We start from the raw sequence: 25,320 nt of genomic DNA on the forward strand, positions 1-25,320 counted from the left end.
CTAAGGGCATCGTAATCGTTGCCCTTAGAGTCTTAATTCTCCAATCCCTTAATAATGAGCTGTAGGCCATCAATAAATTTTATATCGTAGTTGTCAGCAAACAATACTTCTTTAGCCTGCCATGTATAGGGGTATTTATCTTTAGATAACTGTGTAAATTCAGACTCTTTATTGATTAAATTACTGTCTGCTGAAAAGGTGGATGTTTGTTGTTCTATACAACAGCCTAAAATAAAATAAAATACGGTCATAGTGCAACTCGCTGCTTTTTCTACAGGGAGTTCTGCCTGCATAAAAGTTTTTATCAAAGCATTATTAATACGTAGTACATTGTCAGAAATAACGTATGTTCCAGCAAAAACACGAGCTCCGTCTCGGTGCTGCAATAATGCACTTCGTAGTTGCGACGTGATTTCAATGAGATTGGTTACCCAATAACTGTTATATTGAAAATCCACGGCGACCATGGCCACCATATGGTCGGCCATCCCTTCGAGTAAAGCCTGCTTATTACTAAAATGCCAATATAATGATGCAGCCTTAACATTTAGCGCATCAGCAAGCTTCCGCATGGTTAAACCTTCTATACCTTCCGTATTAAGTAACATTAATGCGGCTTCAAGTACTTGTAAACGTGTGATTTTAGGATTTCTCATTAATAATTCTCATTTGATACTTTATTATCTAACAATGTTAGTTTAACATACTTTATAAACCTAACGATGTTAGATTACTGGTGTTATTTGTTGTGTCAAAAATATTTAATATGGTTATTGAGTGGTATTGAGGTTAATCCAATGACAACAAAAGAAGTGAAAACTTTTTCACAAAAGGTAATTTTTCTTACACCTTGGCTTAGTGTGTTATGCATTGGTTGTTTAATTTTGTTGACGACCTTGAATTGGGGACAATGGCAAGGAAACCGACGTTATCAAGAATCAAATAATGCGTATATTAAAGCGGACTCAGCCATATTAAAGTCACGTATGACGGGTTATGTCTCTCGTATCTTAGTTGATGATTATCAGTTTGTTCAACGTGGTGATGTCATTGCAGAAATTAATAACCAGGAAGAGCGTTTCAACCTGCAGATAGCGCAAGCTAACTACCAAAAAGCCCAACAGCAATTAAGTAATTTAGCAAATGAAATTAAAGAGCAAGATCTTACTGTTGAAATGTTACTGAACCGTTATCAAGCTGCATCGATTGAAGTGGAGCAAATGAAACGAAGCCCATTACTACGAAAATCATTAATTAATAGTGGGGCGATCACTCAACAAAATTATTTAGATGCTAATTCAGATTTACAGCGGTTAATTAAGTTAGAGCAAGCGGCAAAGGCACAGTGGGAGCAAGCAAAGCAGTCGCGACATATATTAAATCAGCAAGAAAAAATAAGAATTGCAGAACGGGATGTGACCTTGGCAAATTTAAAACAAGCTGAGACTCAAGTTTCCTATGCAACTATTACGGCTCCATTTGATGGTCAACTCAATAAAATTAAACTAAATATTGGTAGTCTTGTTATTTCAGGAACGGAAGTCGTCACTGTGACTCCCAATAAAACGCCTTATATTATTGCTAACTTAAAAGAAACTCAGCTTAAAAACGTTTATGCAGGGCAAGCCGTTTCTATCACCGTTGATGCTTTTCCTGATTTTGTATTTAAAGGAGTTGTTCGCGATATTGGGGCACAAAGTAGTGGGGAATCAGCGTTAATTCCTGCAGATAATAGTAGTGGAAATTTCACTAAAGTTGTTCAGCGTATCCCTGTTTATATTAGTTTTTTATCTGAGCAGAATAGCTTATCACGTTTACGTCCTGGGATGTCTGTGGTTGTAAATATCGATACACAGAGTATGGGCAAAAAAGGGGAATAAGATGTTTGCTAACTTATTTCAAGAAACAAAGGAAATAAGGCCCTCACTAGCTGTGGTTTCTGTTTTTTTAGGTGCTATTTTATCGACATTGTTTATTCGTATGTTTTCTCTGTCATTAGCTGATATCAGAGGTGTGTTTGCACTTGATGTACAAGAAGGTACTTGGATAAATATCGCTTTAAATGCAGCACAATTAGCAAGTATGACATTGACCCCTTGGTTTATGGTGGTATTTGGCGCAGAAAGAATACTCATGACGACGAGTGCTATCCTATTTGGTATTTTTTGCAGTTTTCCTGTTATTGCAGGGGACTATGGGTTAGTCGAATTATTGGTGGTACATAGTATTATTGGGTTCAATCTAGGGGTTTATTTGCCTATGACAATTTCTTTAGCGCTAAGGAATTTACAACCGAGTATGTGGTTAATTGTCATGGCGGCTTATAGTCTAAGAGTTTCCCTGGGAATGGATGCTGGGGTTGGAGTGTCAGGACAATTTATTGAAGTTATTGGATGGCAATGGCTATATTGGGGATGTGCATTTTTTACTGTATTTATTTTTATATTGGCATGAAAAGGATTACCGTTAAGTGGAATTAATCACATTCTTTACGCTCAAACAGACTGGGGAGGAATGATACTTAAAATTTCCAGTTTATTATTACTATATATTGGCGTTGTTCAGGGGGAGAGTTTAGGTTGGGATGATTCTGGATTTATTATTTCTTGTCTTGTTAGCAGTATTGTTTTATTTATAATTTTCATTATACGAGCCTTATCTTTTGATAACACTTTTGCACATCCTCGTTGGTTAACAAATCGAAATTTATGTATTTGCTTTATTATTGCATGTTTATATGGCTTTTTAATGCTAGCTAATTCCTTGTTTATTCCATCATTTTTATCCTCTATTGGTGGTCTAAAACCATATCAAATTGGTGAAATCACCAACATCGCATTCATTGTCTATTTATTGTTTAGCCCAGTGGCAGTCTGGCTTGCCAAACGTATTGATGCACGATTATTGATGACCGTTGGCGTGGTTTTCATTGGGTGCAGCTGTATACTGGGAATGCAGGTGGATTATCAATGGGGTATTGATGAGTTTATTCCCCTAATGACGATACAGTCAGTTGGCGAATGTTTAGTGTTAATTGGTTTGATTTCGTCATTTGTTGTGAATATGCAACCACAATTCGCATTACATTTAGGCGCTTATGTTTCGATTGCGCGAGTATTGATGCCTGCTCTAGCAGGAGCACTAATGAATACGTATTTGCGAATTAAATTTGATGATTCCTTTGATGCAAAGCGTGCATTAATCGAAACTACTGAGGATAATTTTCGCTCCGGTACAACAAATATTGATATATTGTCATTAGTGACTCGAGAAGCTCATATTGGCGCGTTTATTAATGGCTTTAATCTGACATTCGTTATTGTCATTGTCGTGCTTGTGCTCATCTTATTTCTAAAGCCTGCGCCACTTAATAATATCGTGCCATCTAAAGCATAATGTTGGAATAAATATTTACCATATTATTAGCACTGTTCCCTTTCATATAGTGTTTTACATATTTTTTGAGTTGTTCAATTTCCTCATTCATTTCTTCATTATGTTGTAAGTAACGAAATAATATAGAGATTTTCTTTGGTTCAACGCGGTTTTGTTGAATACGTTTTTCAAGCGCAATAAGGGCTCTTTTCTTTGATGTGTGGTGTGCAAATTGTTTGTGCAAAATAAGGAGGTACAACCAAATACTTTGCCGAGTTATAAAAAAATCGAATATAGGTGGATGAGGGAGATTTGCTTTTTGGGCTAGCAATAACGCACTAAATAAACGGTGCATAAATTGGGTGGTGGAAGGTTTATTTCCTTGAATTAAAGCCGTTATTCCCTGTTTAAATTGCTGCTCAGAGAGGTAAATTAATTGTTGATAGCGCTTGGTTGGGTTGGTTGGATAAATCCACGCGAAAGCAGCCATTGCAACTAATGGGCCAGAAACTATTGCAATGGCATTACCTATGCTTTGAGGGAGTGAAAGCGAAAAAGGATAGCTAGGTTGAAGTAAAATTAAAGAGACCATAATGTAATCAAAAGCAATTAAAATTAGGCGGTTGTGGGAAAAAATGATAACACCACTAATAATCACTGGAATAATGAAAAAGGTCATCTGCCATGATGAAGAGGCAAAGGGCCATAAGTACCATGTGCAGATTAACGCGGTAATAGCCCCTAATAATTGGCCTGTGAAAATATTTTTCATGAACTTAGCGGGGTAATCGAGGGAGGCGAATAGAGCCAACATTACCGAAAGACCAAGAGTAAGATAAGCCAATACCTGCCATTGCGTCCATAACCACAATAAACCAACTACAGCGATAGCCATAAAGGAGCGAGCAAAAGCATGCCACGCTGAAATTCTATCTTGATGTAGCTTCAGTTTATCCACTTTTTCAATGTTTTTCGTTGATTTACCTAAAATAGCGTAGTAAAGGGGGATTAATAGTGTTTTAAGCACTCCAGTGGGGCACAATGATAGAATATGTTTCCATTGGGTATTCGTTGGCGCTTTCGCAGGAAAATAAAAAGGGGCTATAGATTGGTATTTATCCAAGTGTAACAGTATTTGGCTTTGGAACATAAGTGTTTGACGCGCTTTGGCGACTTGCTTACGATGATAATGCCAACCAATACGGTGAGTTTCTAAAATTTCTTCATAGCTTGCCATGGTTTGCCAAAGATGGTCGATCTCGTATTGTTTAATTGGGCGCTTTTTCTCGAGTGAGTCATGTAATATTTGGAAAAATAGCGTATCAATTTGATTTTTAAGGGTGATGACATTATCTTGTTCACGCTTAGGCGTAAAAAGGAAATTGAAAATCACGGCTGAGAGTACGCCAACCAAAATCGTCCATAGCCGATCCCAAGCGACCATAAATAAATTATCAGTAATGTGAACGCTCAACATACTCACCATCACAGCGGAGTAACCTGCTAGAAAAGTACCATAAGCAACAAAGCCCTTTTGTAATTGGCCAATACCACTGCACATACCTAACCAACTCGCGAGCCCAATAATAAATAGTAATGGGTGAATAAGGTGAAGTTGAATTAAAACGGCGCCAGCGAGTACACCAAAAACCGTTCCTGCAAAACGCCACCAACTTTTTTCCAGTAAATTTTCGCGCCATGGTTGTGCTGAAGCCCAGACGGTCATCGCTGCCCATTGGGGATGCACCAACTCTAAATATTGAGCGATAAACAGTGCTGCAATTGATGCACAGGCCGTAATAGCAGCAAAACGAAAGCGTGCGGGGTTAAATCCCAAGGAATTCAGTAAAGTTATTATTTTTGACATAGAATATGAGTAAATTTGGCGTGTTAAAAAGGTGTTTAGTTGATAAAATCAACTAAACTTAGGGGGATTATTCACTAATTGGTTGATAAAATCAACTAAAGAGGAATTATGCGTACAGAACAGGCTCGCGTATTTGGCGTGATTAGCCGAGCAGCTCACCATTATATGAAATGGATGGGGGAACCTTACGGTATCAATGCTATTGAGTGTTTGATGATTTTACATATTGACCAGTATGATGCATCGACCTTAGAGCAGATCACAAAAGCAATGGTTGTAGATAAATCCGTGACGACTCGAGGTGTAAGCAAATTTTTAGCTAGGGGGTGGGTGGCTAAAACGAATAGCGCAGTGGATAAACGGGTTTATCATGTTTCGTTGACACCACTCGGCAAAACGATTGTGAATGAGTTAAATTGTAAATTAAATAAGTGGAATGATTATTTAGCTGCGGACTTGCCAGAACAAGAGGCTGAGCAGTTATTTAACGCGTTAGAAAGTTTGGCAAAGCGAGCCATTGAAAGCTCAGCAGCAGATTTTCCACGTTTATTAGAAGATCCAGCTGAGTGATGTTTGGTGACTAATGTTATGGCTTGCTTGAAAATAGGTAAATATTATTTCTCATTAAGTGTAGAGAATGCTTCTAATTGATATTGGGTGAAATATAGGTTGTTATTGTTGAATCGCGGACACCGGAAGTAATACGATTTCAGATAAATTCTCAGGGATCGGGCTTAGCTTATTACTCATCATGATTAGTTCACCATCTTTTTCAATTCTTGCACTTATTCCGAATGCATATCTTTTGGACTGAAACTCTTCAGGAAGGGTGATCGCAAATTCTATACTACGTCCTGTGTTTTGCGTTTTAAAGCTGTAATCCAAATTAGATTTTGCATTATTTTCGTTTGGCTGGATTGAGGTCAACGATAATGTTACTGTTGCATTCTCAGGAATATCATAAGAGTGAGAATAAATATTACCATTGATATGGTAAGCGGGGGTATGAGTAAAGTAACTCATTAAAGTATGACTACAAGCAGATAACATGAAAGTTACAATAAGTATAAATAATGGGAAAAAACATTTTTTTGGTAAGTTAGGATTAATATTTAACATTAAAATTACTCTCTAGAAAAATATAATTATAGTGATGAACGAATAAACACTTTCTGAAGAAGATATCGTATATAAGTATAAATGCTTTTTCTTGTATCATATTTAGAGAGTGTTGGCATTTCTGATTTTTCTCCTGTGTATAAGATACCTATTCGAGGTAAAGTCATAATTAAATTTTCATCAAGATCGACTTTTTTAAAGGATTGTCGCAGTTGTCTGACAAGCTTGTAATAGCTACTTTCAGTCACGATTGTGCCTCTTTTTTCCCAGATTTCATACATGACCTCTCTTTTACTATTTGTTTTTATTAATAATAATTTAAGTAGGCATGATTCATTTTCGGAAAGGTTAACGACATTTTTTTCACGAGAAAGTGTTCGTTTGAGTGGGTCATATACGACATTCCCAGATAAGAGGATCATTGATTCCTTTTCATTATAGTCAATATTATTCATAAAATTTTGTACTGTTGATAAATCGGTCATAATTTATATCTATCCTGATTATCGATGAAATATATATCAATACAAAAAACGATGTTAGATAAGATGATTTAAAAATAAAATCGTTTTTTGATATTGAGCTCATATGTTTTGATGGGGTGAATTTAAACTATATTTGGAGGTTGTATATATCAATTTTTATTTGTATTTTTTATATTTTCTGATTTTTGCTAAATAAATAGGCTTAGAATATTAAAAAAATAGACTAAACCTATAAATATTAGTCGAGGATGATGAATGTAAGATGAGAATGGTAGGGAGAATAAATATTAAATTAGTAATTCTTCTTCCTCATCATCATTCCCTTCCAAATTAAAACTAGTCATATTATGACGAATTTGGTTGTTAAGAGGAGCACTCATCAAACTGATAGACATATAATGGCTGAGTGAGCGCTTAAATTTTTGATTTAGTGAGGCAATTTCAGGGTCACTTGATGAGCCCAATGTTTGGTGAACACCGGTAATAAAGTTTTGTTTCTCATCTCTACCCAACTTAATCATTGTTTTAAAGACATGCGCAAAAAATATTTTGTCATCTTCTTTTGACTTAAGCTCATCAATGAACTTGTTAATTTTATTTTTTTCTTTGGGGGATAAATCTATTTTTTCGCTGTATTGATGCTTGTTTTGGATCTCCATATTTTTCTTCTGCCATAATGAAGTCATTTTACTTTGAATATCTTCAGGATGAGTTTGAGGCTCGCTGTGTTGAGAATTGATAGCCTTAGATTGTAGATTGGTTAGCATCTTTGTGTTTTTCCTGTATTGAATTTATTGTTTTTATCAAGCTTTGATAGGCTTCTTTATGCATTTTTAAAATTTGGCACTGTATTGGAACAGAAAATACATGAGGGAAAATATTTTTAGAGGCAATAATAGGGGAGAAATAGGTAATCTTATTATCAACCTCTAATGCGATGGTATTATCAGAAGAGGTTGAAAATTTCATATCAGAGTCATTCTTAGCAATACGAGCTTGCATGTTTGCAGGTAGGTGTAATGTAGAATTGGTTATTTTTGCGTATTTTTTTTCAAAATAGGCTGCAACCGTCTCTTGTAAATGGTTATCACCAAAAAGCTCATTCAATATTTTCATCAGCTGCTCTTTACTTTGACTCGTATTTTCTTGGTACTGAATTTCACTGTTCTCTATCGCAGTAATAAAATCCGTTAACAATTGTTTAATGCCATCGTTATAGCCTTGGTGATAAGCCGTTTGGTAGAGCGCTTCTTGCTGTTGTTTTGCTTGTTGGTAATGTTCACTCGCCTTTTTTTGAGCTAGTTGAATGATAGTTCTGTGGTATCTATCGGCACTTAATGCTTGATATTTGATCAAGACTTTTTCAGACATTGTCTGTTTAACATTCAGGGGTGCTTTCTCTGACATATCGGCATGTTTCTTCAATAGTATTCCAAGGTAGCATCGTTTTTATGGATGGCGGAATAAGTTGTTGGGTTTCAAGACTAAACATATATTTAGCTCGAAGGGTATAAGCGGGGCCAAAGGGCGCTAAACACTGTAGTAATTGTTGTGCTCCAAGGGCTGTTAAGACTTGCGGTGAAGTTGTAGGTTGGTTTTCTGATTGCCAAAGTGGGCGACTTAACTGTGTATGTAATACACGGTATTTGGAAAGCTCAACCCACCAAGGGAGCGGTTCAGCGTGTAACAGAACCCCTAATCCTAACGCCACCTCCGGTAGTAAAGCCCAATGTTCCGATAATGTTTTGGGTAATAAGGGGGTTCTCTTATTAGGCAAAGGTAATGCATATCGCTGAATTAACTGTTGGTTGTGCTTACGTTGCAGCATTGGGGGAAAGTCGTTATATCCGACTCCATTAAATTCACTATGAAAATAGCTGCCTGGCGCTAGGAATATATTTCCTTGCGTAATTAGTAGGTTATTCAGCGTAGTCATCAACAGGTTTCTCCAACAGACCAGTTGTGGACTTTTTGCTACTTAGTTGGCGCCACAGTAACAGTAAAATAGAAAATAGAATGGTAATCGCAGCGATAATCGCGCTAATTATAATTGGATTAAATGTATATTCTGGCTCAGATTTAATTTGATATTGTAATGGTGGCCGGTTGACGACGACGACAGAGACATTATCGTAAGTTGCTTCAGCAAAACTGTTTGTTAGAAACAATTTAATTTTATGCATCATCATCTGGGGGTCATCACTTCCAGAATAGGTCACCAAGCTAGAGACGTTTTGTATTTGCTTGGTCGGATTATTGCCATTTAATGGGTAGCTGACATGAACTCGCGCATTAATGATATCGGGAATGGTGAGCAATGATTGCTCAAGGCGCTGTTCAATTAAAGAAAGCAAGCGGGTACGTTCTGCTTGCGGTGATGCCACCAAAGAATCGCCAGGGAATGCTTGGATGATTTCTATTGGATCTTTTGAGGGCAAATTATATTGGCGTAGTAAATCTACCGCAATCACAAAATCACTAGGTTGAACACGGATGGAATCCCCGCTTTTATTATTTTGCTTACGTGTAGCTTCAACACCATGTTCTTGTAGTATGGCTAATACTTCATTGCTTTGTCGTTGGCTCAACTGACTGAGTAATAACTGATTATCGCAACCGACTAAGAAGCTAATAACTCCAATCAAGATAAATTTCTTTAAAATATTCATGGTTTATTGGGCTTTTAAGACAGTATCAATCGCAGAGACACTTTTGTGCGTCAGTGTACTAATCATATTCATCGTCAGGCTGTAATTACCGACGCGGTTTTGAAATTGCAGTAATTCGGCTGGGTTACTTGGGTCAATATTATTTACACTCTCAGTTAGCGCTTTTTTTTCTTGGCTAATAGTGGCGGTGTATTCAGCAAATAACTTTTTGACTTTGTCTTCAATCGGAGCTGGTGATGAGAGAGCCGATGATGCATCTGTTGGAACCGTGAGCGGTAAATGTGGTGTAATAGCTAACATAGATTATTTCCTTAATAAAATAGAGCATTATATTTAATAATGCTCTTTAAAATTAAACGTTACGAATAATGGCTTGGTCAGTATCTTTAATTGATTTCATAAAGTTACTTTGTAGTTGGCGAGCCATATTATAATTACCACTCATAGCGGTGATTCGAGCCAGTACCACAGGGTTATCGACTTCTAAAGTTGAGGAGGAAAGAATGGTATTTAATTCATCTCCGAACAGCTTAGCTTTTTTACTAATACTTGCTGAAGTACGATAGATCATACCTAGACTATCTTTATCTTTCCCCTCGGTTTCTAAAGCTGAGCTTACCCAGCGGCCATTATCTAAGCCTGGGATTATATCTGCCATATTGTTTCCTCTTTATCTGTAAAGTTATATTAATTAATATCTTGTTAAGTTAAAAACTGATTGAATTGAAAAACCAATGATTATTACCTAATAAAAGATAACCATTTTCATTGGTGACAAATGATTTCCCCAAGAGTTTGTTATTTGCAAGGGAAATGGAAAATTGAATGTGATTTTCTCCCCATTGTTTATGAAATGTATTTGTGAAGTTAATTAATGAGACGGTCTGGTTATCATCTAAACTATCTTTTATTATAAAGATAACCTTGTTGTCTTTAGTGATTTTACGCCATTGAACATTACTTTCTGTTAATCCTAACTCTGCTTTTTGTAATAATTCACCCAATATGACTTTTTTTATTTCGCTTTTAGTATAACAACGAAAATAGTTGGATAATAGTTTGTCTATTTTCTTCTGTGTATCTGTTGATATATTATTAGCTATAATTGTGATTGTGGGATTACATGGGTTACTAATATCTAATTTTAACGTATCTGGAAATACTTCAATGATTTTATTTTCAATTTCTTTTTCGAGTTTATTTATTATTCTAATTGAGAATTTTTCATTGTATTTAGCCTTGACTAGGCGTTGCATACTCCAATCTGCATCTCTTTGTGTTTTGACTAAAATGACACTTTCGTTGCTTACATTTTGAGTCACAGTTATAGGATAGTGGCTACCTTGAAGTATGTGTTCTAATGTTTTTACTTTTTTCTCAGCACTTTGATCTGGGATGTATTGAAAAATAACGTAAAAAATAAATATTGCAAATAAAGTAAAGAAAAAAAGCAGCATAGTTTGTTTATTAAAAAGAGGTGATTTTTCTGTAGCTGATTTTCTTACCTTATTTCTGGTCGTCGTTTTGGTAGCAGGTAATGAGCCTTCCACTTCTGACATTAATGCATTTTCAAGTGGTTGGGGGCTTTGCCAATCAGTATCTTGCATTTTTATTGCGATAGGAAATATATCGGCTAAAAGTAATTGCTGGAAAATGATAGGAATTTCAGTACTTAATCCATTATTATTTAGGCGAATAGCTATACCGCTTTCAGTATATTGGCTCGCTGTAATAATTGAAAACTCACAAGTAATGCCATTGCTAGGAATTTGGTAAGTGGTAACCCCATCATTATTGATGTCAGTTTTGTAATCTAAGCCATCACCAATGATAATGAGATTGTTATCAGCATTAACCATTAATTCTTGGCCGGCCATTGGGCCACTAGCAATCTTTATTATGCATATTCGACTGTTTGTATCACTCATAAAAATAATCTCATGGAGTTAATTTAATTTTAGTTATAGATTGATTGGGTCTCGTTATTGGCCGAAAGTAAAACAAGAAATATTTTTTTTGTCAGTTGAATTGTTCTTATTCATTCACACCTTTAAGTTGGAACAGAAAGTATAAAGGATTCCAGAATATTCCCTTGAGGCTCTTTCCGCTATCGCTCATTCTGTATACACAAAATTACGTTAATAAGGCCTGTATAATGTCAAATAAAGATATTGCTACATTATTAGAAAGTAGAGGCTGTTGCTTTTCTTTGCAGGATAAACTGGTCTTGGCTATACCGAATAAGAATTCAGCGCCTTTTTTTTATAAATCCCTATATTCAAATTTAAATATCTCAATTGAAAACCAGTCTATATTTATTTGCCAAGAGAATGAGTGGGAGTTGATAGATAAGTCACATTGGAGTTTGTGTACAATGGATTTATCAGAATTAGTTGAGATATTAGCCGTTATTGACACCGCGACAGGGCAAGCATTTCTCGCTAAAAAAGAGAAAACGAAAGTTGATGAAAGCAGTCAAGATGAATTCATTGTGTTGTCTGAAAATTATCCCTTAACCACTTCGATTAAAAATATAGTGATTGATTTAATTATTAGAAATCATCCTGTATTTGATAGTTGGTGTGAAATATTGAGACGATATGAAGCCTACGGCATGATGAGATTTATTCTTACTTCCGCTCAAGATGATAAGAATGCCAACATTAATCAGTTATGTGCGCGTTATGGTATATCAGCTTCTTATTTTAGGCAGCTTTACCGAGAAAACTTTAATAAAACAGCAAAGCGAAAAATTATGAGTGTTCGTATGGCTAATGCCATTCTGCAACTAATTGAAAGTGACGATTCAATATTAGATGTCGGGTTGGAAGCAGGTTATTGCTCAGCCTCTCATTTTACGAATGATATTAAAAAAGAGTTAGGCCTAACACCATCAGAAATTAGGCACATTGGAGCGACATTATATGAACAGTAAAAAAAATCGAGTGTTAGGGGTAACACTATTTTTACTGAGTATGAATTTCTATTCGGCACAAGCAGAAATTATTGTGGCGGAACCCGTTACGCAGTCAAAAAACCACGATACATTTGTCGCAAATAATATTGCGGTAGGTAAGGTGTTTGATGCGGTTGCTGAGCGTCTAAATAAACCGATTATTCTTAGTAAATTAGCCGCGCAAAAAAAGGTAACCGGTAATTTTAATTTGGCCAATGCAGATGAAATGTTTAAAGCATTAGCCCGACGAATTGCGCTAGTGTGGTATGACGATGGTGCAAGTATTTATGTTTATGATAACAGTGAAATGCGTAGCGCAATTATTCCAACGAATAATGTCAGTAGCAATCAACTGCTGAATTATATTCAACGAAATGGCATTTATGACTCACGCTTTCCTGTGCGTTCACAAGAGGGAGAAAGGCTATTATTTGTCTCTGGGCCACCTCTCTATATTGAATTAATAAAAGCAGCTTCTTTATATCTTGCAGAACAAATTAGGAAAGAGGAATTATCCAGCGGTGAAGTTGCGGTTATTCCATTAAAGCACGCCTCAGTAACCGATAGAAGCTATTCATTACGCGGGCAAAATATTACGATCCCTGGCCTGCTGAATGTCATCAATAATTTATTCAAAAATGGTGCTGAAATGGATGAAATACTCACTACCCAGCCTCCATCGGTAGCAATTAATTCAACAGGTGACTCAATAGATGAATTAATGGATGCGCCAATTGGTGACTCGTTGCCTACAGCGAATAAACTTCAGCAGGTAACTAAAAAGTCCTCTAATCGTTCTTTTTCTTTGGTGGCACATCCTGATAGTAATAGCTTGATTGTTAAAGGGAGCCAAGAGCAAATCCGTTATGTTCGCCAGCTAGTGAATACATTGGATATGCGTCGCCGCCAAGTGGAGTTGTCATTATGGATTATCGATATTACCCGTTCTGAGTTAGATAATTTAGGCGTGAATTGGGAAGTTGGCACATTTAATACGGGAAAGGGGTCAGTATCATTTAATCGAAGTACATTATCGAATAGTCAGCAATTCCTATTACAGATTGATGCACTGAATAAGACGGGCAACGGGCACATTGTTTCTCGTCCGGTGCTATTAACTCAAGAAAACATTCCTGCTTTATTTGATAACAACACTAGTTTTTACGCCAAATTACAAGGCGAGCGCATTGCAACTCTTGAGCAAGTGACTTACGGCACAATGGTGAGTGTGATGCCCCGTATCTCTGCAGGTAATAACGTTGAAATGGAAGTCAACATTGAGGATGGTGCAGAAAATCGCGATAGCATGGGGAAAACATCTAGCGTTGAAGGGTTACCTGCCGTTAATCGAACCAGTATTAACACAGTGGCGCGTATAGCAAAAGACAGTAGTTTGCTTATTGGTGGATATACACGTGAGCAATTTGTTGAAAATGAAAGCAAAATTCCTTTTCTAGGCGATCTTCCTTATGTGGGGGGATTATTTAGCCATTCATCGACTAACCAACAAAAAATGGTTCGCTTATTTTTAATCCAACCGCGTTTATTGGATGAAAATGAAGGGTGGGATGGGCGACAATTCTCCGAAAAGGCGCGGATCACCAGCCATGACAGTCAATTGCACGGTACGGTCCAATTTCTCCAACAATACATGAGTGAGTCATGGCAATAACACCACTGAGTTTTAATCACCGTTTTTCCGTTAATACTCAAAATAAAAGTCGCGCACCTGTGAGTAGCAGTAGCGATGACTCGGATGAAGTCGCTCGTGGTGCTGGCGTCATTGATAGTTCCAGTGAATATGCATCGATGTCGATGTTGGCGGCAAGCCATATACGCCGAGGAAGCTCTAAAAAGGGCAGTGAAGAAGAGTGGATACAATTTTCTGAACGCATTTTAGATAAAGATGCGGATGATAAAGTATTACACATAGAAGGGTTATTGAGTAAGCAGTTAATGACCCCAAAACAGTTGCGAGCCTTTTTATTACAATTTTTTACTGACCCTAGTGATTTATTGATGCTACTTGCTGCATTAATTAATCGAAAAAAATTAAAAAAAGAACAAATTGATAGCCTTGAAGTTTTGGTCGAATTACTGCAAGCGGAAGATACGAAACGGAGTGCTCAAGCTGGTATTAATATTGCGCTAATTGCAAAGGCATTCGCAGAAAAATTACATTTTAGTGCTGCAAATTTACGGACGTTATATCGCGAATTTATTAGTTATGACGGGCCGGTTGTTTATTTATATGAACAATGGGTTGAGGAAATGGAAATCCAAGAGCGTGAGAATATGATGCGTTATCTTGGTCGGGCGCTTGCCTGTGATTTACAAGCGTTGCCATTAGGTGATTTGAATATCAGTGCATTCGGAAGTTTTTTTAATCGTGTTGGTCGGTTACGGGAACTGCAGTCGTTAGACTATGTATTTTGTCAGCAATTTTTTCAATCTGGCTTTTTTCGCCATAATGAAAAATCAAATAAATCAAAGCTTGAAAAAGAGCTAAGTCAATTATTTACCCGAGGCATACGTAATCATATTGGCTTTGAAGAAGCTGTCATCACGTTTATTAATAATATATTGAATATAATGAGCTCCGATATTCGAGGCCAATTTTTACAATTACTCTTACTGGCGTTTTCTATCATTCCAGTTACGGTGTTTCCGTCATTGGAAGCACGAGAGGAACTTATTGTTCAATTAAAGAAACTCATGGACCCAATTATGGTGCAAGAGCTGTTTTTACACCGAAATTCGTAGTTTGATAGGAAAAGTAATTTAATGAAAAATATAACCGGATTTTTATTACAAATCCGTAATCGCCCAGAGCTAATGGTATTAGTTATCATGGTTATGGTTATTGCGATGTTGATTATTCCATTACCCACAATATTGGTCGACTTATTGATCGGCTTGAATATTATGATCTCAGTACTTATTTTTATGAGCTCTTTTTATATCACTCGGGTACTGAATTTTCAGTCATTTCCATCCATATTACTAATTAGTACGTTATTTCGGCTTGCTTTATCAATTAGTACTAGCCGACTAATTTTATTAGAAGCAGATGCTGGGGATATTATCGCAACTTTTGGTGAGTTTGTTATTCAAGATAACCTAGTCGTTGGTATGGTGGTATTTGCGATTGTTACCATTGTACAGTTTATTGTTATTACTAAAGGTTCTGAACGTATTGCGGAAGTCGCAGCACGTTTTTCTCTTGATGCGATGCCCGGTAAACAAATGAGTATCGATGCCGATCTACGTGCGGGGGTGATTGATGAGGCGGCAGTTAAAGAGAAACGTGGTGACCTTGAAAAAGAGAGCCAGCTATTTGGTTCTTTTGATGGTGCGATGAAATTCATTAAAGGGGATGCAATCGCAGGAATTATCATCATTTTTGTTAACTTAATTGGTGGGATCTCTGTTGGTACTGCTCAACAGGGAATGGATGTTTCAACAGCACTAAATACTTTTTCCTTATTAACTATTGGTGATGGCTTAGTCGCTCAAATCCCTGCGCTGCTCATTTCTATTAGCGCGGGTTTTATTGTGACTCGAGTCGGCGGTAATGATAAGAATCTAGGCGAAAATATTGTTTCAGAGTTATTTGCAAATGACTTTACGATTTTAATCACAGCATTTATTGTACTTTCCATGGGTTTTTTACCTGGTTTTCCAACCGTTATATTTTTATTGCTATCGGGGCTTCTTATTGGATTATTTGCTTTTAGGTCTTTTAACAAGAAAAAAAATAAGCAAAAAACAGTGAAGGGTGAAGCTGAAATCATTAATTCAGATGTGATGGAAGGTGAAACGCAAAGAGAAAATAGTGATATTGTAGATGAATATATTCCAGAAACGTTACCGGTGATCATTTCTGTTAATCAGAAATATAAAAAACATTTAGAGGATAATAAGTTTTTGTCTCGAATGAAAAAAGATATTTTTATTCGTTACGGATATAGGATCCCTGATATTGCCATTAATTATTCACCGATTATCCCTGAAAATAAAATGGTGGTTCTAATTAATGAAATTAAAGCAGGAGAATATGATATCTATTTTCATGGGTATCGTTTACTGACGATTAATGATGAACCCGAATATCTGGGTATGACATTGACAAAGTTTACGGATGAATATGGTTCAGTGAGTACGTGGTTTGAACAAAAGGACCGACTCAATATTGAACAGCTTGGTTTAATAGCGCGAGATGATGTGACAGAAGCAATTGATTGTGTCAGTACTTTGCTGTTGAGGTTTATTAATGAATTCTTTGGTATTCAAGAAACAAAAAATTTACTTGATGATCTTGAGAGAAAATATCCTGAATTACTGAAAGAGTGCTATCGCCATACTACGGTACAAAAAGTAACCGAAGTTTTCCAGCGCTTATTAATGGAAAAAATATCAGTTCGCAATATGAAATTGATTATTGAAACCTTAGTGCAATGGGTTCCAAAAGAAAAAGACAGCTTAATGTTAGTCGAACACGTAAGAAGTTCAATGGCACGTTATATTTCCTCTTGCTTCTCTGTAGATGGGCGCTTGAATGTCCTCATGATTAACTCAGAGCTAGAAGACACAATACGCCAAGGGGGCCGGCAAGCTTCCGGTGGGGTTTACTTGCATCTTGAACCTGAAAAAACCAATGAGTTGATTCAGGCCGCTGAACTTGCTTTAGAAAATAGTTATTTATCTGTGAGGGATGTCAACATTTTAGTGCCGGTTGATATTCGTCGTTTTGTCAAAAAAATCGTAGAAGGTCGTTTTCCAGAGTTAGAAGTACTCTCGTTTAATGAAGTTTCTGAAATGGTCAAGGTCAATGTGGTCAAAACCATATAATCAAAAAATTGGCTTTATTAACAAATAAAGCAACCGAATTCAATATAATTAAAGATGTTGAATAATTAAAATATATTCTAAATATAAGGATTACCCAATGAAATATAGATTTATAGAAATGCTGAATGAGTTTTTAAACTCTATGGGACGTAGTGACCTGGTTAATTCAAAACTAGATTGCCATTCTAATATTCAATTGGAAATGAATGATTTTCCTGCAATTAATATTGATTTATCAACGGATGATATTATTATTTGGTGTAATTTAGCTGATTGTAATTACAGTAAGCTGGATTTAATCAGTGCACCTTTATTGAAAACATTATTAGAATACCCGCCAAGTAATTTTTTGCCGGGCCAACCGGCATTGAATATTGTGGATGATGTTTACGTGCTCTCTGCTGTTTTAAAGCAATCATCTTTAAATGAAATACAATTATTTGCAGATAGTTTTGAAGAGTTCTTTGAGCGTGCAAATGAGCTTAGCGCTCAGCTATCGTAGCCTATTATGACGTTATTCGATTTCTGCGCGCATCCTGCGCGCATTCATGGGTGCTTAATTGAAGCGCCCTTACACGGTGTTTTTATCGGTGAAATTTGTTTTATTGAGCGGTCTCTTACGCAGCCTGATATTATTGCAAAAGCACAGGTGGTTGGCTTTAAAGAAGGGCTCACGGTACTGAGTTTAATCGGTCGTACACAAGGTTTAACGCGAGAAGTAGTTATTCGCCCGAGTGGTTACCCGTTTGTCTTTGAAGTTGGTGAACATTTAGCGGGTAAAATTTTTAATGCAGCAGGAGAGCAAGTTGGTGCATTGAGTGAAGACCTATCTGAGACAATGTTACTCAATACAAAATTACTGCGTATTGATAGCCCTCCGGTTAGCGTTACACAAAGACGACCAGTGTCTGAGCCGATGGTAACTGGGGTACGTGCGATTGATAGCTTACTGACATGTGGGTTAGGGCAACGTATAGGTATATTTGCTGCTGCGGGTAGTGGTAAAACCTCACTAATGAATATGATCATCAACCATGCTCATGCGGATATCCATGTCGTTGCTTTAATTGGTGAACGAGGTCGAGAAGTTATTGAGTTTATTGAAGAATTAAAAGAGTCACCCCATGCAACACAGACAATTTTAATTTATGCGACTTCAGACAGCCCACCGATTGAACGGTGTAATGCCGCATTGCTTGCGACTACGATTGCTGAATATTTTCGTGACTGTGGTCGTAATGTATTGTTGTATGTTGATTCAATGACTCGATATGCGCGGGCATTGCGAGACGTGGCTTTAGCCACCGGAGAACTCCCTGCCAGACGAGGTTATCCAGCCTCTGTTTTTGAACAGCTTCCAATGTTATTGGAGCGCCCAGGGCAACTGAAACATGGCTCGATTACCGCATTTTATACGGTGTTATTAGAAAGCGAAGAAGAAGCCGACCCGATTGGGGATGAGATCCGTTCAATTTTGGATGGTCATATCTACTTAAGTCACAAACTGGCAGGACGTGGACATTACCCTGCTATTGATATCTTACACAGTATTAGTCGCGTATTTCAAAAGGTGACAACTCCAGAGCATCGCCAGTGCGCGATTGATTTGCGTGACATGATTTCAAGGCTTGAACAAATTCAGCTTTATCTTGAACTGGGTGAATATCAACGTGGAGAAAGTCATGAAAATGACCGAGCTTTAGATAAAAAAGATCAAATTGACGGTTTTTTAAAACAAGCCATGGATGAGCCGATGAGTTTCGACAAAATGTTAAACATACTCAATGACTTGGCATCTTAATGATTTCTAATTTATTGACTTTAACTGAGCAACGTTTTGACCGGACATTACAAGAACAATCGCAGCTAAATTCAATCATAAAGCAACAGCAACAGCAATGTGTGGATATTCGCCAGCGTATTTTAGTTCTGGCAACACAGGCCGCATCTTATGAAAAATCAGAAGAGTTAAGCCGAACCGCTTTTTGGGAAAGACAGCGGCTGAAGGCAGTGGTTTTAGCTGAAATTGCTCAATTTGAATTTCAAATAGAAACCCTCACAGGCGAAATATCAAAAAATAAAGTACAGCTGTCTGAAATTGCTAAACGTGCATTCGTATTACGTAATAAGTGCGAGAAATTCCGAAAATATCTCAAACAACAACGTATAGCAAGAAGGTTAAAATCAGAGCTTCAGCAGCAAAATGAAATTGAGGAGTTATTCGTACATGTCAGTAATAAAAGCGAGCTCAAATGACAAAGTACCTCATATCGTTATCGAAGGAGCAACAGTATCATCTGAATATAGCACCACTGAATCTAACCATAAAAATATAACCCAAAAAATGGTAAAAGCAGTGAACGACAAAAATAGGATAAAGCTCTTTGAATATAAAAAGAAACATCAGCTAAAAGATGCATCTATTTTCATACCTGTAGCTCTTCCTTTTATGCAACAAATATCGCAATTGAGTGACTTAGCAAAGGGCGTTATGGCATGGAAAGAAAATGGATACATTGGAGAAGGTATTCAAACGGTTGGCCAAAATAAAGAATTAGGCATCAAAGCGACTGAACTGCCAATTAATCACCCTGTATTTACGCAAGTGAATATAGCCGATGGTGATAGTCCATTGGCGGATTCAATGACGATGGCACCAATCGAAATTAACTGCGAATTCGTTGAGGATCCTCTGCCGGTGGCGTCGACGACCCCAGTTGAACAAAAGATTACCGACGAAGATGAGGTGCCTTTATTTAATATTCTTATGTCTGGCTTCCCATTGCAAAATATTCCACCGAAAGTAAAGGGGAAATTTAACGGTAATTCAGTTCAATACGGGAACAATAAATTCCAATTAAGTGAAAATAGTCAGCTTAATAAGGAAACCCCGTTAGTGGAATTAGTCTCGAAGCGTGTTTTAGAACCAAAATCAAAAGAGTTAAAACCGCAGATTATTACTGAGCAGCTGCGGATTGAACATTCAGTCAATACTGCAATTGAATCAGCAATTGAACGAGAAATCGGTGGGGAGCAATCAAAGCCAATTAATAATCAACAAATTGATTCACCTGATACCACGTTATTAAATATGCACTCACAAAAAAACAGCCTATTCAAAGAGGCGCCATTAAAAGACGATCCATTAAAAAATAGCACCCTTCTTGGATTACAGCTAGCAACCCATCATGTGGATGGCCAACAGAGTATTAATCAAGGCATTAAAGATCATACCCATCATGATGTTGGTGCACAGTTTGAATTTGCTTTTACAGAAAATGCCCCTCTTTTAGGCGAGAACCAACAGCCGAAAGCGATGGCACGTAGCCTCACCTATACCTTTAGCCAATGGCAGAGTAGCCCATCAGTGACCTTTGAATTGGCAGCGAAAGGGGAGTTTATTGCTTCGACAGCGAGCCAAGAAGTTCAAATGGCATTGAATGAAAATAAGCATTTATTGAGTTATGAAAGTCGTGTGCATATTCGGCGTGAAGATGGACGTCAGCAGCAGCGCAACCAGCAGCACGACCAACAGCAAGAAGAAGATTAATTATGTTAAAGATCCGACGGATTAGCTCTCAAGAAAAACAACTTAAAATTTGGCAGCAATGCTATACAGTTAATACACAAATAGAGCAATCTAACCGCAGTGTTCGTTATTTCCAATTATCGCTAGTCAGTGACAGACAGAAAATAAAGGCGTTAGTTGCTGTTGAAAGCTGGTGTCATTATCGTTGGCCTAAACTGCTTCATTATGCATGGAGCTCATTATCAATTAATGAGTTATGCGAGTTATTTGCCTCAGAATATATTGGAATGACATTTTTCTCCCAGAAATTCCGTTGTGAATCTGTCGAGATAGTTGATGATATGCGTATCAACTACCAGCCTTGGTTAATCGTGCAGGAAGTTAACCTTGGGGAAGTGTTATTAGCAAAGCCAATTGAAGGCCTCGAAAAAAAACAGCGAAGCGACCAGATATTTGGCTATGTAAAATTACACGCTGATTGGGTATTGGGATATAGCTATATCAGCGCCAAACTTCTGCAAACCATAGAATTACGTGATGTGCTGAGCATCCAACAATTACAGTTAAATATGTCTGTTACAGGGCAGACATTAGCACGGTTTCAAAAGCAAGAAGAAGGACTACTTATGATTGAAGAATTAGTGGCACCAGAAGAAAAAGAAGAGTTTGTATTTTCTGAAGAAGATGAAATGCAAGAAGTTGTACGTCCCTTTAATGTGAACGATATGAATATTAAATTAACCTTTGTTTTAGGTCATAGCGATATTACCGTTGATGAGCTTTCAAAGATGGAGCCTGGTTATATTTATTCTATCGGTGAAAATAAAGAACGTGAAGTTAAAGTCTATGCTAATAAACAACTTATTGCAGAAGGGGAACTTATTTATATTGGCAATAGCGACGAGTTAGGTTTGGAAATCACGCATATTGTGAGCCTGGGTGATAAAAGAGTTTAATATGCCGACAATACCAGAAGGAATTCCATTATTAGCGATCATCGCATTTTCGACGTTACTGCCATTTATTATCGCTGCGGGTACCTGTTATTTAAAAATCTCTATTGTATTAATTATGGTACGTAATGCGATGGGGGTTCAACAAGTTCCTTCTACCATGGTATTAAATGGTATTGCATTATTGCTCTCTATTTTTGTGATGATGCCAGTATTACAGGATGTGAATAGTTATATGCGGCAAGAACAGGTTGATTTTAGTCATGCTGAATCAATCGATAATTTTGTTGATAATGGGTTGGGGGGGTATAAAGCGTATTTGAAAAAGTATTCTGATCCTCAGTTAGTTACTTTCTTTGAATCAATACAGCAAGGCCGAAGTGAAGAGGAAGTGGCTGCTGATGAAGGCGAGGCTACATTATTTTCTTTATTACCCGCTTATGCATTAAGCGAGATTAAGTCAGCTTTTGAAATCGGCTTTTATATTTATTTACCATTTGTTGTCGTTGATTTGGTTATTTCCAGTATTTTATTGGCGCTGGGTATGATGATGATGAGTCCTGTGACGATTTCGATTCCGGTTAAATTAATTCTCTTTGTCGCAATTGATGGATGGTCACTGATATCTAAAGGGTTAGTGATGCAATACATTGAATTAGCACAGCATTAAAGCGAATAACATTATGGATCAAATCGTTTATTTAAGTAATAAAACGATGTTATTAATCGTTATATTATCGGCAATACCAGTCATAGTGGCGACTGCGGTAGGGTTATTAGTGGGGTTACTACAAACGGTCACGCAACTTCAAGAGCAAACATTACCTTTTGGTATCAAATTATTAGCTGTTTTTGGCTCGCTCTTTATGATTTCAGGTTGGTTATCCGATAAGGTGATGAATTTTGCATTAGAGGCCTTAGGCGCAGCGATCCCTGCTATCGGGTTATTCGGATGAACCAGGAAATGCTATCGCTAATGTCCTCACTCTATTTTATCTTTCAAGAGGGGTTGATAAAAATAGCGTTAGCTTGGCTAAGGATTGCACCAGTGATGTTTTTATTACCTTTTTTAAGTAATAAATTACTCAATGGTGGCGTGATTAAAAACTGTGTGGTGGCTTATATTGCGCTAGGTTTATGGCCTTTTTTTTCGTCCTATGAACTCCAATGGAATGAAATTAATTTTATTGATGTATTTATTTATGAAATTTCGATTGGGCTTGTATTAGCCTTGATATTGGCGTTGCCTTTTATGATAGCCAATGTCATTGGTGAGTTAATTGATACTCAGCGCGGTGAAACGATCAGCAGTATTGTCGACCCAGCAAGTGGTTCAGAGGCCTCAGAGTTGGCTGTTTTATTAAGCCATATTACATGTATGGTATTTTTAGCCCAAGGGGGAATGTATCAACTTGCTAATATATTTGCACAAAGTTATCAGTTATTACCCTTTGCGCATGGGTTTACGTCGTTTAATAGCCTTCCATTAGGGGAATGGTTAAATAAAATGGTTGTTAATGGGGTTATTTTAACAGCGCCAATATTAGTGACATTGTTTATTACAGAGGTTGCTCTAGGGCTATATTCCCGATTTTGCCCTCAATTAAATGCATTTTCGTTATCTTTAGCAATAAAATCAATCATCGCCTTTTGTGTCTTTTTGCTTTATTTCCATAATGAAGTGCCTGACATTTTAGTGAATATGATTTCGATTTCACCATTACGAGATATATTTCTTTCTTCTTAAGTTTATAGATATAAATAAAAATGGCTGAAAAAACAGAGAAACCTACCGATAAAAAAATTAGAGATTCAGCTAAAAAAGGGCAAAGTTTTAAAAGTAAAGATAGTGTCGCAGCAATTGTGCTAGTCGTTAGTGCATTTGTAATCGAAGGGTTTTCTAGTTTATATGAACTCAGTGGGTTAATGCGTAAGATATTTTTACATCCAACAGAGATAAAAATTGATGCATTATTATGGCAATTTTTTACTGTCTTTTTAAGTATTGTTTTACCGGTGCTATTTGCCTGTTTTTTATCTGGTACGTTAGTTTCATTATTGCAAAGTCGTTTTAGGTTAGCTAGTGAAGCTATTAAACTCGATTTTACAAAATTAAATCCCATTGCAGGATTCAAAAAAATATTTTCATTGAATTCATTGAAAGAATTAATTAAAGCTATTTTGTATTTAATCGTCTTTATTGTATCAACATTAGTCTTTTTTATTATCTGGCGAAAAGACATTTTTATGCTCTACCGAACGATGATAAATGGAATGATTAATCAGTGGGTCAAACTATGTGTAACATTTATTGTCGTTTTTTTAGCAGTCGCTCTTATTATTATATTGGTAGATGCAATAGCAGAATTCTTTTTGTACATTAAAAACTTAAAAATGGAAAAACAGGAGGTCAAAAAGGAACACAAAGATAATGAGGGGGACCCTCAAATTAAGAGCGCACGCAGAGGAATGCATCAGGAATTACTGTCTGAAGAGGTTAAAACAAATGTGCGTAATTCCACATTTGTCATGGCCAACCCAACCCATATTGCACTACTTATCTATTACGATTCGGATATTGCGCCATTACCTTTTTTGTTCTCTAAAAGTAAAGGTGTGCAAGCAAAAGCTATTGTTAAATATGCAGAGCAACAAGGTGTTCCCGTTATTAGAGATATAGTCCTAGCAAGGCAAATATGGCGGTCATATAAGAATGACAGTTTTATTGATGAAAAAGGATTAGAGGATGTTATGCAAATAATATCATGGTTAGTACGCATCGAATTAGTAAAAATGGGAATTGATGTTGATAATGCCTTAGAGAAAATAACAATGAATGAAACACACGCACAAAATAATATCGGCATTAATTAGTAAATCATTTATTACTTTAATCGTTTTTTTAAAGAAAGAACCCAACTGGTTAATTATGATGCAAGCATAATGTATACGTTATGTATTGCACGACAACAATAAGGTAAACATATGAATAAAATGGAAACAAAGAACTTTAAAGGTTCTGACATGGAAGGATTACTTGACAATATTACGTCCGCATTAATGGATGGGGCAACCTATAAAGATATTCATGGTATTCCACAGAGTACGATGGATGGTATTTATTCCTATGCATATGAATTCTATCAACAAGGAAAACTAAAAGAAGCGGAAACTTTTTTTCGATTCTTAAGTATTTATGATTTCTATAATACAGATTATGTGATGGGACTCGCTGCTGTCTATCAATTAACGAAACGATATGGAAAAGCAACTGAGTTATATGCCCTTGCATTTGTATTAGCGAAAAATGATTACCGTCCACTGTTCCATGCGGGACAATGTAATTTAATGATGAAAAAAAGTAGTGCCGCAATTCATTGTTTTGAAAGTGTAGTAAAAAGCAGTACTGATATTGATTTAAAAAATAAATCTCAAGCTTATTTGACCGCATTGGAAAATAACCTGGAAAAAGCAAGCTCAGAGAATAAAAAACCGAATATGAAGTAGAGGAAATTA

General features: G+C 36.7%; 29 protein-coding genes. 18 read left to right on the forward strand and 11 right to left on the reverse strand.

Translation table 11 applies throughout. The annotated features are described in order from the left end of the window. Nucleotides 1-32: 32 nt before the first annotated feature. Complete coding sequence (locus M1E86_RS00715; RefSeq protein WP_213914429.1) at nt 33-656, reverse strand: TetR/AcrR family transcriptional regulator C-terminal domain-containing protein; 624 nt, start codon at nt 654-656, stop codon at nt 33-35. Between the two features lie 141 nt (nt 657-797). On the opposite strand from M1E86_RS00715, the gene M1E86_RS00720 reads away from it, so the two are divergent. From M1E86_RS00720 to M1E86_RS00730, 3 genes are all read left to right on the forward strand, one after another. Beyond that, nucleotides 798-1,880, forward strand: coding sequence for an HlyD family secretion protein (locus M1E86_RS00720; protein ID WP_213914430.1), 1,083 nt, complete (start codon nt 798-800; stop codon nt 1,878-1,880). 1 nt (nt 1,881) lies between these two features. After that, complete coding sequence (locus tag M1E86_RS00725; RefSeq protein ID WP_319862800.1) at nt 1,882-2,454, forward strand: MFS transporter; 573 nt, start codon at nt 1,882-1,884, stop codon at nt 2,452-2,454. 294 nt (nt 2,455-2,748) lie between these two features. Continuing rightward, complete coding sequence (locus M1E86_RS00730; RefSeq protein WP_319862801.1) at nt 2,749-3,396, forward strand: hypothetical protein; 648 nt, start codon at nt 2,749-2,751, stop codon at nt 3,394-3,396. Here M1E86_RS00730 and M1E86_RS00735 read toward each other — a convergent pair. After that, entirely contained in the window at nt 3,386-5,242 is a 1,857-nt protein-coding gene (locus tag M1E86_RS00735; protein WP_213914431.1) for an FUSC family protein, read from the reverse strand. The genes M1E86_RS00730 and M1E86_RS00735 overlap by 11 nt on opposite strands. A 108-nt stretch (nt 5,243-5,350) precedes the next feature. Between M1E86_RS00735 and M1E86_RS00740 the strand changes: the two genes are divergently transcribed. Continuing rightward, nucleotides 5,351-5,812, forward strand: coding sequence for a MarR family winged helix-turn-helix transcriptional regulator (locus M1E86_RS00740; RefSeq protein ID WP_213914432.1), 462 nt, complete (start codon nt 5,351-5,353; stop codon nt 5,810-5,812). A 102-nt stretch (nt 5,813-5,914) separates the two neighbouring features. On the opposite strand, the gene M1E86_RS00745 is transcribed toward M1E86_RS00740, so the two are convergent. From M1E86_RS00745 to M1E86_RS00785, 9 genes are all read right to left on the reverse strand, one after another. Beyond that, nucleotides 5,915-6,361: a YbaY family lipoprotein gene (locus M1E86_RS00745; protein ID WP_213914433.1), complete on the reverse strand. Its 447-nt coding sequence runs from the start codon at nt 6,359-6,361 to the stop codon at nt 5,915-5,917. Between the two features lie 26 nt (nt 6,362-6,387). Beyond that, nucleotides 6,388-6,816: a winged helix-turn-helix domain-containing protein gene (locus M1E86_RS00750; protein WP_125891847.1), complete on the reverse strand. Its 429-nt coding sequence runs from the start codon at nt 6,814-6,816 to the stop codon at nt 6,388-6,390. Between the two features lie 317 nt (nt 6,817-7,133). Continuing rightward, the gene (locus tag M1E86_RS00755; RefSeq protein ID WP_125891824.1) at nt 7,134-7,613 is read right to left on the reverse strand and encodes a hypothetical protein; all 480 of its coding nucleotides are present in this window, start codon (nt 7,611-7,613) and stop codon (nt 7,134-7,136) included. Further along, nucleotides 7,591-8,253: a hypothetical protein gene (locus M1E86_RS00760; RefSeq protein WP_213914434.1), complete on the reverse strand. Its 663-nt coding sequence runs from the start codon at nt 8,251-8,253 to the stop codon at nt 7,591-7,593. The genes M1E86_RS00755 and M1E86_RS00760 overlap by 23 nt, the downstream gene beginning before the upstream one ends. Further along, complete coding sequence (locus M1E86_RS00765; protein ID WP_125891822.1) at nt 8,225-8,782, reverse strand: hypothetical protein; 558 nt, start codon at nt 8,780-8,782, stop codon at nt 8,225-8,227. The genes M1E86_RS00760 and M1E86_RS00765 overlap by 29 nt, the downstream gene beginning before the upstream one ends. Continuing rightward, entirely contained in the window at nt 8,766-9,515 is a 750-nt protein-coding gene (sctJ, locus tag M1E86_RS00770; RefSeq protein ID WP_213914435.1) for a type III secretion system inner membrane ring lipoprotein SctJ, read from the reverse strand. Before sctJ ends, M1E86_RS00765 begins: the two co-directional genes overlap by 17 nt. A gap of 3 nt (nt 9,516-9,518) precedes the next feature. Then, nucleotides 9,519-9,815, reverse strand: a complete 297-nt coding sequence (gene sctI, locus M1E86_RS00775) for a type III secretion system inner rod subunit SctI (protein ID WP_213914436.1) — start codon at nt 9,813-9,815, stop codon at nt 9,519-9,521. Between the two features lie 52 nt (nt 9,816-9,867). Further along, nucleotides 9,868-10,173 (reverse strand): type III secretion apparatus needle protein, encoded by a 306-nt coding sequence (locus M1E86_RS00780; RefSeq protein WP_213914437.1) that lies wholly within the window; start codon nt 10,171-10,173, stop codon nt 9,868-9,870. A 49-nt stretch (nt 10,174-10,222) separates the two neighbouring features. After that, on the reverse strand, nt 10,223-11,443 hold the full coding sequence (locus M1E86_RS00785; protein ID WP_213914438.1) for a PrgH/EprH family type III secretion apparatus protein: 1,221 nt from the start codon (nt 11,441-11,443) through the stop codon (nt 10,223-10,225). Nucleotides 11,444-11,670: 227 nt separating this feature from the next. On the opposite strand from M1E86_RS00785, the gene M1E86_RS00790 reads away from it, so the two are divergent. The 14 genes from M1E86_RS00790 to sicA all read left to right on the forward strand — a co-directional run bounded on the left by M1E86_RS00790 (nt 11,671) and on the right by sicA (nt 25,311). After that, entirely contained in the window at nt 11,671-12,450 is a 780-nt protein-coding gene (locus tag M1E86_RS00790; RefSeq protein WP_213914439.1) for a helix-turn-helix domain-containing protein, read from the forward strand. Further along, on the forward strand, nt 12,440-14,143 hold the full coding sequence (gene sctC, locus M1E86_RS00795) for a type III secretion system outer membrane ring subunit SctC (RefSeq protein WP_213914440.1): 1,704 nt from the start codon (nt 12,440-12,442) through the stop codon (nt 14,141-14,143). The genes M1E86_RS00790 and sctC overlap by 11 nt, the downstream gene beginning before the upstream one ends. Continuing rightward, nucleotides 14,134-15,234, forward strand: coding sequence for a type III secretion system gatekeeper subunit SctW (gene sctW / locus M1E86_RS00800; protein WP_213914441.1), 1,101 nt, complete (start codon nt 14,134-14,136; stop codon nt 15,232-15,234). Before sctC ends, sctW begins: the two co-directional genes overlap by 10 nt. A 21-nt stretch (nt 15,235-15,255) precedes the next feature. Further along, on the forward strand, nt 15,256-17,322 hold the full coding sequence (locus M1E86_RS00805; RefSeq protein WP_213914442.1) for an EscV/YscV/HrcV family type III secretion system export apparatus protein: 2,067 nt from the start codon (nt 15,256-15,258) through the stop codon (nt 17,320-17,322). 97 nt (nt 17,323-17,419) lie between these two features. After that, nucleotides 17,420-17,824, forward strand: coding sequence for a type III secretion system protein (locus M1E86_RS00810; protein WP_213914443.1), 405 nt, complete (start codon nt 17,420-17,422; stop codon nt 17,822-17,824). 6 nt (nt 17,825-17,830) lie between these two features. Beyond that, nucleotides 17,831-19,123: a type III secretion system ATPase SctN gene (gene sctN / locus M1E86_RS00815; protein ID WP_213914444.1), complete on the forward strand. Its 1,293-nt coding sequence runs from the start codon at nt 17,831-17,833 to the stop codon at nt 19,121-19,123. Beyond that, nucleotides 19,123-19,578, forward strand: coding sequence for a hypothetical protein (locus M1E86_RS00820; protein ID WP_213914445.1), 456 nt, complete (start codon nt 19,123-19,125; stop codon nt 19,576-19,578). Before sctN ends, M1E86_RS00820 begins: the two co-directional genes overlap by 1 nt. Then, nucleotides 19,550-20,872 carry a hypothetical protein gene (locus M1E86_RS00825; RefSeq protein ID WP_213914446.1) on the forward strand — a complete coding sequence of 441 codons (1,323 nt, stop codon included), beginning with the start codon at nt 19,550-19,552 and terminating at the stop codon, nt 20,870-20,872. Before M1E86_RS00820 ends, M1E86_RS00825 begins: the two co-directional genes overlap by 29 nt. Nucleotides 20,873-20,874: 2 nt before the next feature. Continuing rightward, on the forward strand, nt 20,875-21,807 hold the full coding sequence (locus M1E86_RS00830) for a FliM/FliN family flagellar motor switch protein (RefSeq protein ID WP_213914447.1): 933 nt from the start codon (nt 20,875-20,877) through the stop codon (nt 21,805-21,807). A 10-nt stretch (nt 21,808-21,817) separates the two neighbouring features. Then, the gene (locus M1E86_RS00835; RefSeq protein ID WP_413776240.1) at nt 21,818-22,474 is read left to right on the forward strand and encodes an EscR/YscR/HrcR family type III secretion system export apparatus protein; all 657 of its coding nucleotides are present in this window, start codon (nt 21,818-21,820) and stop codon (nt 22,472-22,474) included. Between the two features lie 13 nt (nt 22,475-22,487). Further along, nucleotides 22,488-22,760, forward strand: coding sequence for a type III secretion system export apparatus subunit SctS (gene sctS / locus M1E86_RS00840; RefSeq protein ID WP_125891807.1), 273 nt, complete (start codon nt 22,488-22,490; stop codon nt 22,758-22,760). Next, nucleotides 22,757-23,551, forward strand: coding sequence for a type III secretion system export apparatus subunit SctT (sctT, locus tag M1E86_RS00845; RefSeq protein ID WP_213914448.1), 795 nt, complete (start codon nt 22,757-22,759; stop codon nt 23,549-23,551). Before sctS ends, sctT begins: the two co-directional genes overlap by 4 nt. A 20-nt stretch (nt 23,552-23,571) precedes the next feature. Beyond that, nucleotides 23,572-24,678 (forward strand): EscU/YscU/HrcU family type III secretion system export apparatus switch protein, encoded by a 1,107-nt coding sequence (locus M1E86_RS00850; protein WP_213914449.1) that lies wholly within the window; start codon nt 23,572-23,574, stop codon nt 24,676-24,678. A gap of 120 nt (nt 24,679-24,798) precedes the next feature. Then, the gene (gene sicA, locus M1E86_RS00855; RefSeq protein ID WP_272680299.1) at nt 24,799-25,311 is read left to right on the forward strand and encodes a type III secretion system translocator chaperone SicA; all 513 of its coding nucleotides are present in this window, start codon (nt 24,799-24,801) and stop codon (nt 25,309-25,311) included. Nucleotides 25,312-25,320 lie beyond the last annotated feature (9 nt).

It is taken from the genome of Providencia sp. PROV200 (genome assembly GCF_049901995.1).
Taxonomy (GTDB): Bacteria; Pseudomonadota; Gammaproteobacteria; order Enterobacterales; family Enterobacteriaceae; genus Providencia; species Providencia rettgeri_E.

What these genes read in the sequence shown, in the direction of transcription:
- sctI (WP_213914436.1), bottom strand. Translation starts at nt 9,815, where the DNA reads ATGTTAGCTATTACACCACATTTACCGCTCACGGTTCCAACAGATGCA.
- sctT (WP_213914448.1), top strand. Translation starts at nt 22,757, where the DNA reads ATGAACCAGGAAATGCTATCGCTAATGTCCTCACTCTATTTTATCTTT.
- M1E86_RS00850 (WP_213914449.1), top strand. Translation starts at nt 23,572, where the DNA reads ATGGCTGAAAAAACAGAGAAACCTACCGATAAAAAAATTAGAGATTCA.
- M1E86_RS00820 (WP_213914445.1), top strand. Translation starts at nt 19,123, where the DNA reads ATGATTTCTAATTTATTGACTTTAACTGAGCAACGTTTTGACCGGACA.
- M1E86_RS00790 (WP_213914439.1), top strand. Translation starts at nt 11,671, where the DNA reads ATGTCAAATAAAGATATTGCTACATTATTAGAAAGTAGAGGCTGTTGC.
- sicA (WP_272680299.1), top strand. Translation starts at nt 24,799, where the DNA reads ATGGAAACAAAGAACTTTAAAGGTTCTGACATGGAAGGATTACTTGAC.
- M1E86_RS00745 (WP_213914433.1), bottom strand. Translation starts at nt 6,361, where the DNA reads ATGTTAAATATTAATCCTAACTTACCAAAAAAATGTTTTTTCCCATTA.
- M1E86_RS00810 (WP_213914443.1), top strand. Translation starts at nt 17,420, where the DNA reads ATGAAATATAGATTTATAGAAATGCTGAATGAGTTTTTAAACTCTATG.
- M1E86_RS00830 (WP_213914447.1), top strand. Translation starts at nt 20,875, where the DNA reads ATGTTAAAGATCCGACGGATTAGCTCTCAAGAAAAACAACTTAAAATT.
- sctC (WP_213914440.1), top strand. Translation starts at nt 12,440, where the DNA reads ATGAACAGTAAAAAAAATCGAGTGTTAGGGGTAACACTATTTTTACTG.
- M1E86_RS00720 (WP_213914430.1), top strand. Translation starts at nt 798, where the DNA reads ATGACAACAAAAGAAGTGAAAACTTTTTCACAAAAGGTAATTTTTCTT.
- sctW (WP_213914441.1), top strand. Translation starts at nt 14,134, where the DNA reads ATGGCAATAACACCACTGAGTTTTAATCACCGTTTTTCCGTTAATACT.
- M1E86_RS00740 (WP_213914432.1), top strand. Translation starts at nt 5,351, where the DNA reads ATGCGTACAGAACAGGCTCGCGTATTTGGCGTGATTAGCCGAGCAGCT.
- M1E86_RS00760 (WP_213914434.1), bottom strand. Translation starts at nt 8,253, where the DNA reads ATGTCAGAGAAAGCACCCCTGAATGTTAAACAGACAATGTCTGAAAAA.
- M1E86_RS00755 (WP_125891824.1), bottom strand. Translation starts at nt 7,613, where the DNA reads ATGCTAACCAATCTACAATCTAAGGCTATCAATTCTCAACACAGCGAG.
- sctJ (WP_213914435.1), bottom strand. Translation starts at nt 9,515, where the DNA reads ATGAATATTTTAAAGAAATTTATCTTGATTGGAGTTATTAGCTTCTTA.
- M1E86_RS00735 (WP_213914431.1), bottom strand. Translation starts at nt 5,242, where the DNA reads ATGTCAAAAATAATAACTTTACTGAATTCCTTGGGATTTAACCCCGCA.
- M1E86_RS00750 (WP_125891847.1), bottom strand. Translation starts at nt 6,816, where the DNA reads ATGAATAATATTGACTATAATGAAAAGGAATCAATGATCCTCTTATCT.
- M1E86_RS00825 (WP_213914446.1), top strand. Translation starts at nt 19,550, where the DNA reads ATGTCAGTAATAAAAGCGAGCTCAAATGACAAAGTACCTCATATCGTT.
- M1E86_RS00785 (WP_213914438.1), bottom strand. Translation starts at nt 11,443, where the DNA reads ATGAGTGATACAAACAGTCGAATATGCATAATAAAGATTGCTAGTGGC.
- M1E86_RS00805 (WP_213914442.1), top strand. Translation starts at nt 15,256, where the DNA reads ATGAAAAATATAACCGGATTTTTATTACAAATCCGTAATCGCCCAGAG.
- M1E86_RS00725 (WP_319862800.1), top strand. Translation starts at nt 1,882, where the DNA reads ATGTTTGCTAACTTATTTCAAGAAACAAAGGAAATAAGGCCCTCACTA.
- sctN (WP_213914444.1), top strand. Translation starts at nt 17,831, where the DNA reads ATGACGTTATTCGATTTCTGCGCGCATCCTGCGCGCATTCATGGGTGC.
- M1E86_RS00780 (WP_213914437.1), bottom strand. Translation starts at nt 10,173, where the DNA reads ATGGCAGATATAATCCCAGGCTTAGATAATGGCCGCTGGGTAAGCTCA.
- sctS (WP_125891807.1), top strand. Translation starts at nt 22,488, where the DNA reads ATGGATCAAATCGTTTATTTAAGTAATAAAACGATGTTATTAATCGTT.
- M1E86_RS00730 (WP_319862801.1), top strand. Translation starts at nt 2,749, where the DNA reads ATGCTAGCTAATTCCTTGTTTATTCCATCATTTTTATCCTCTATTGGT.
- M1E86_RS00715 (WP_213914429.1), bottom strand. Translation starts at nt 656, where the DNA reads ATGAGAAATCCTAAAATCACACGTTTACAAGTACTTGAAGCCGCATTA.
- M1E86_RS00765 (WP_125891822.1), bottom strand. Translation starts at nt 8,782, where the DNA reads ATGACTACGCTGAATAACCTACTAATTACGCAAGGAAATATATTCCTA.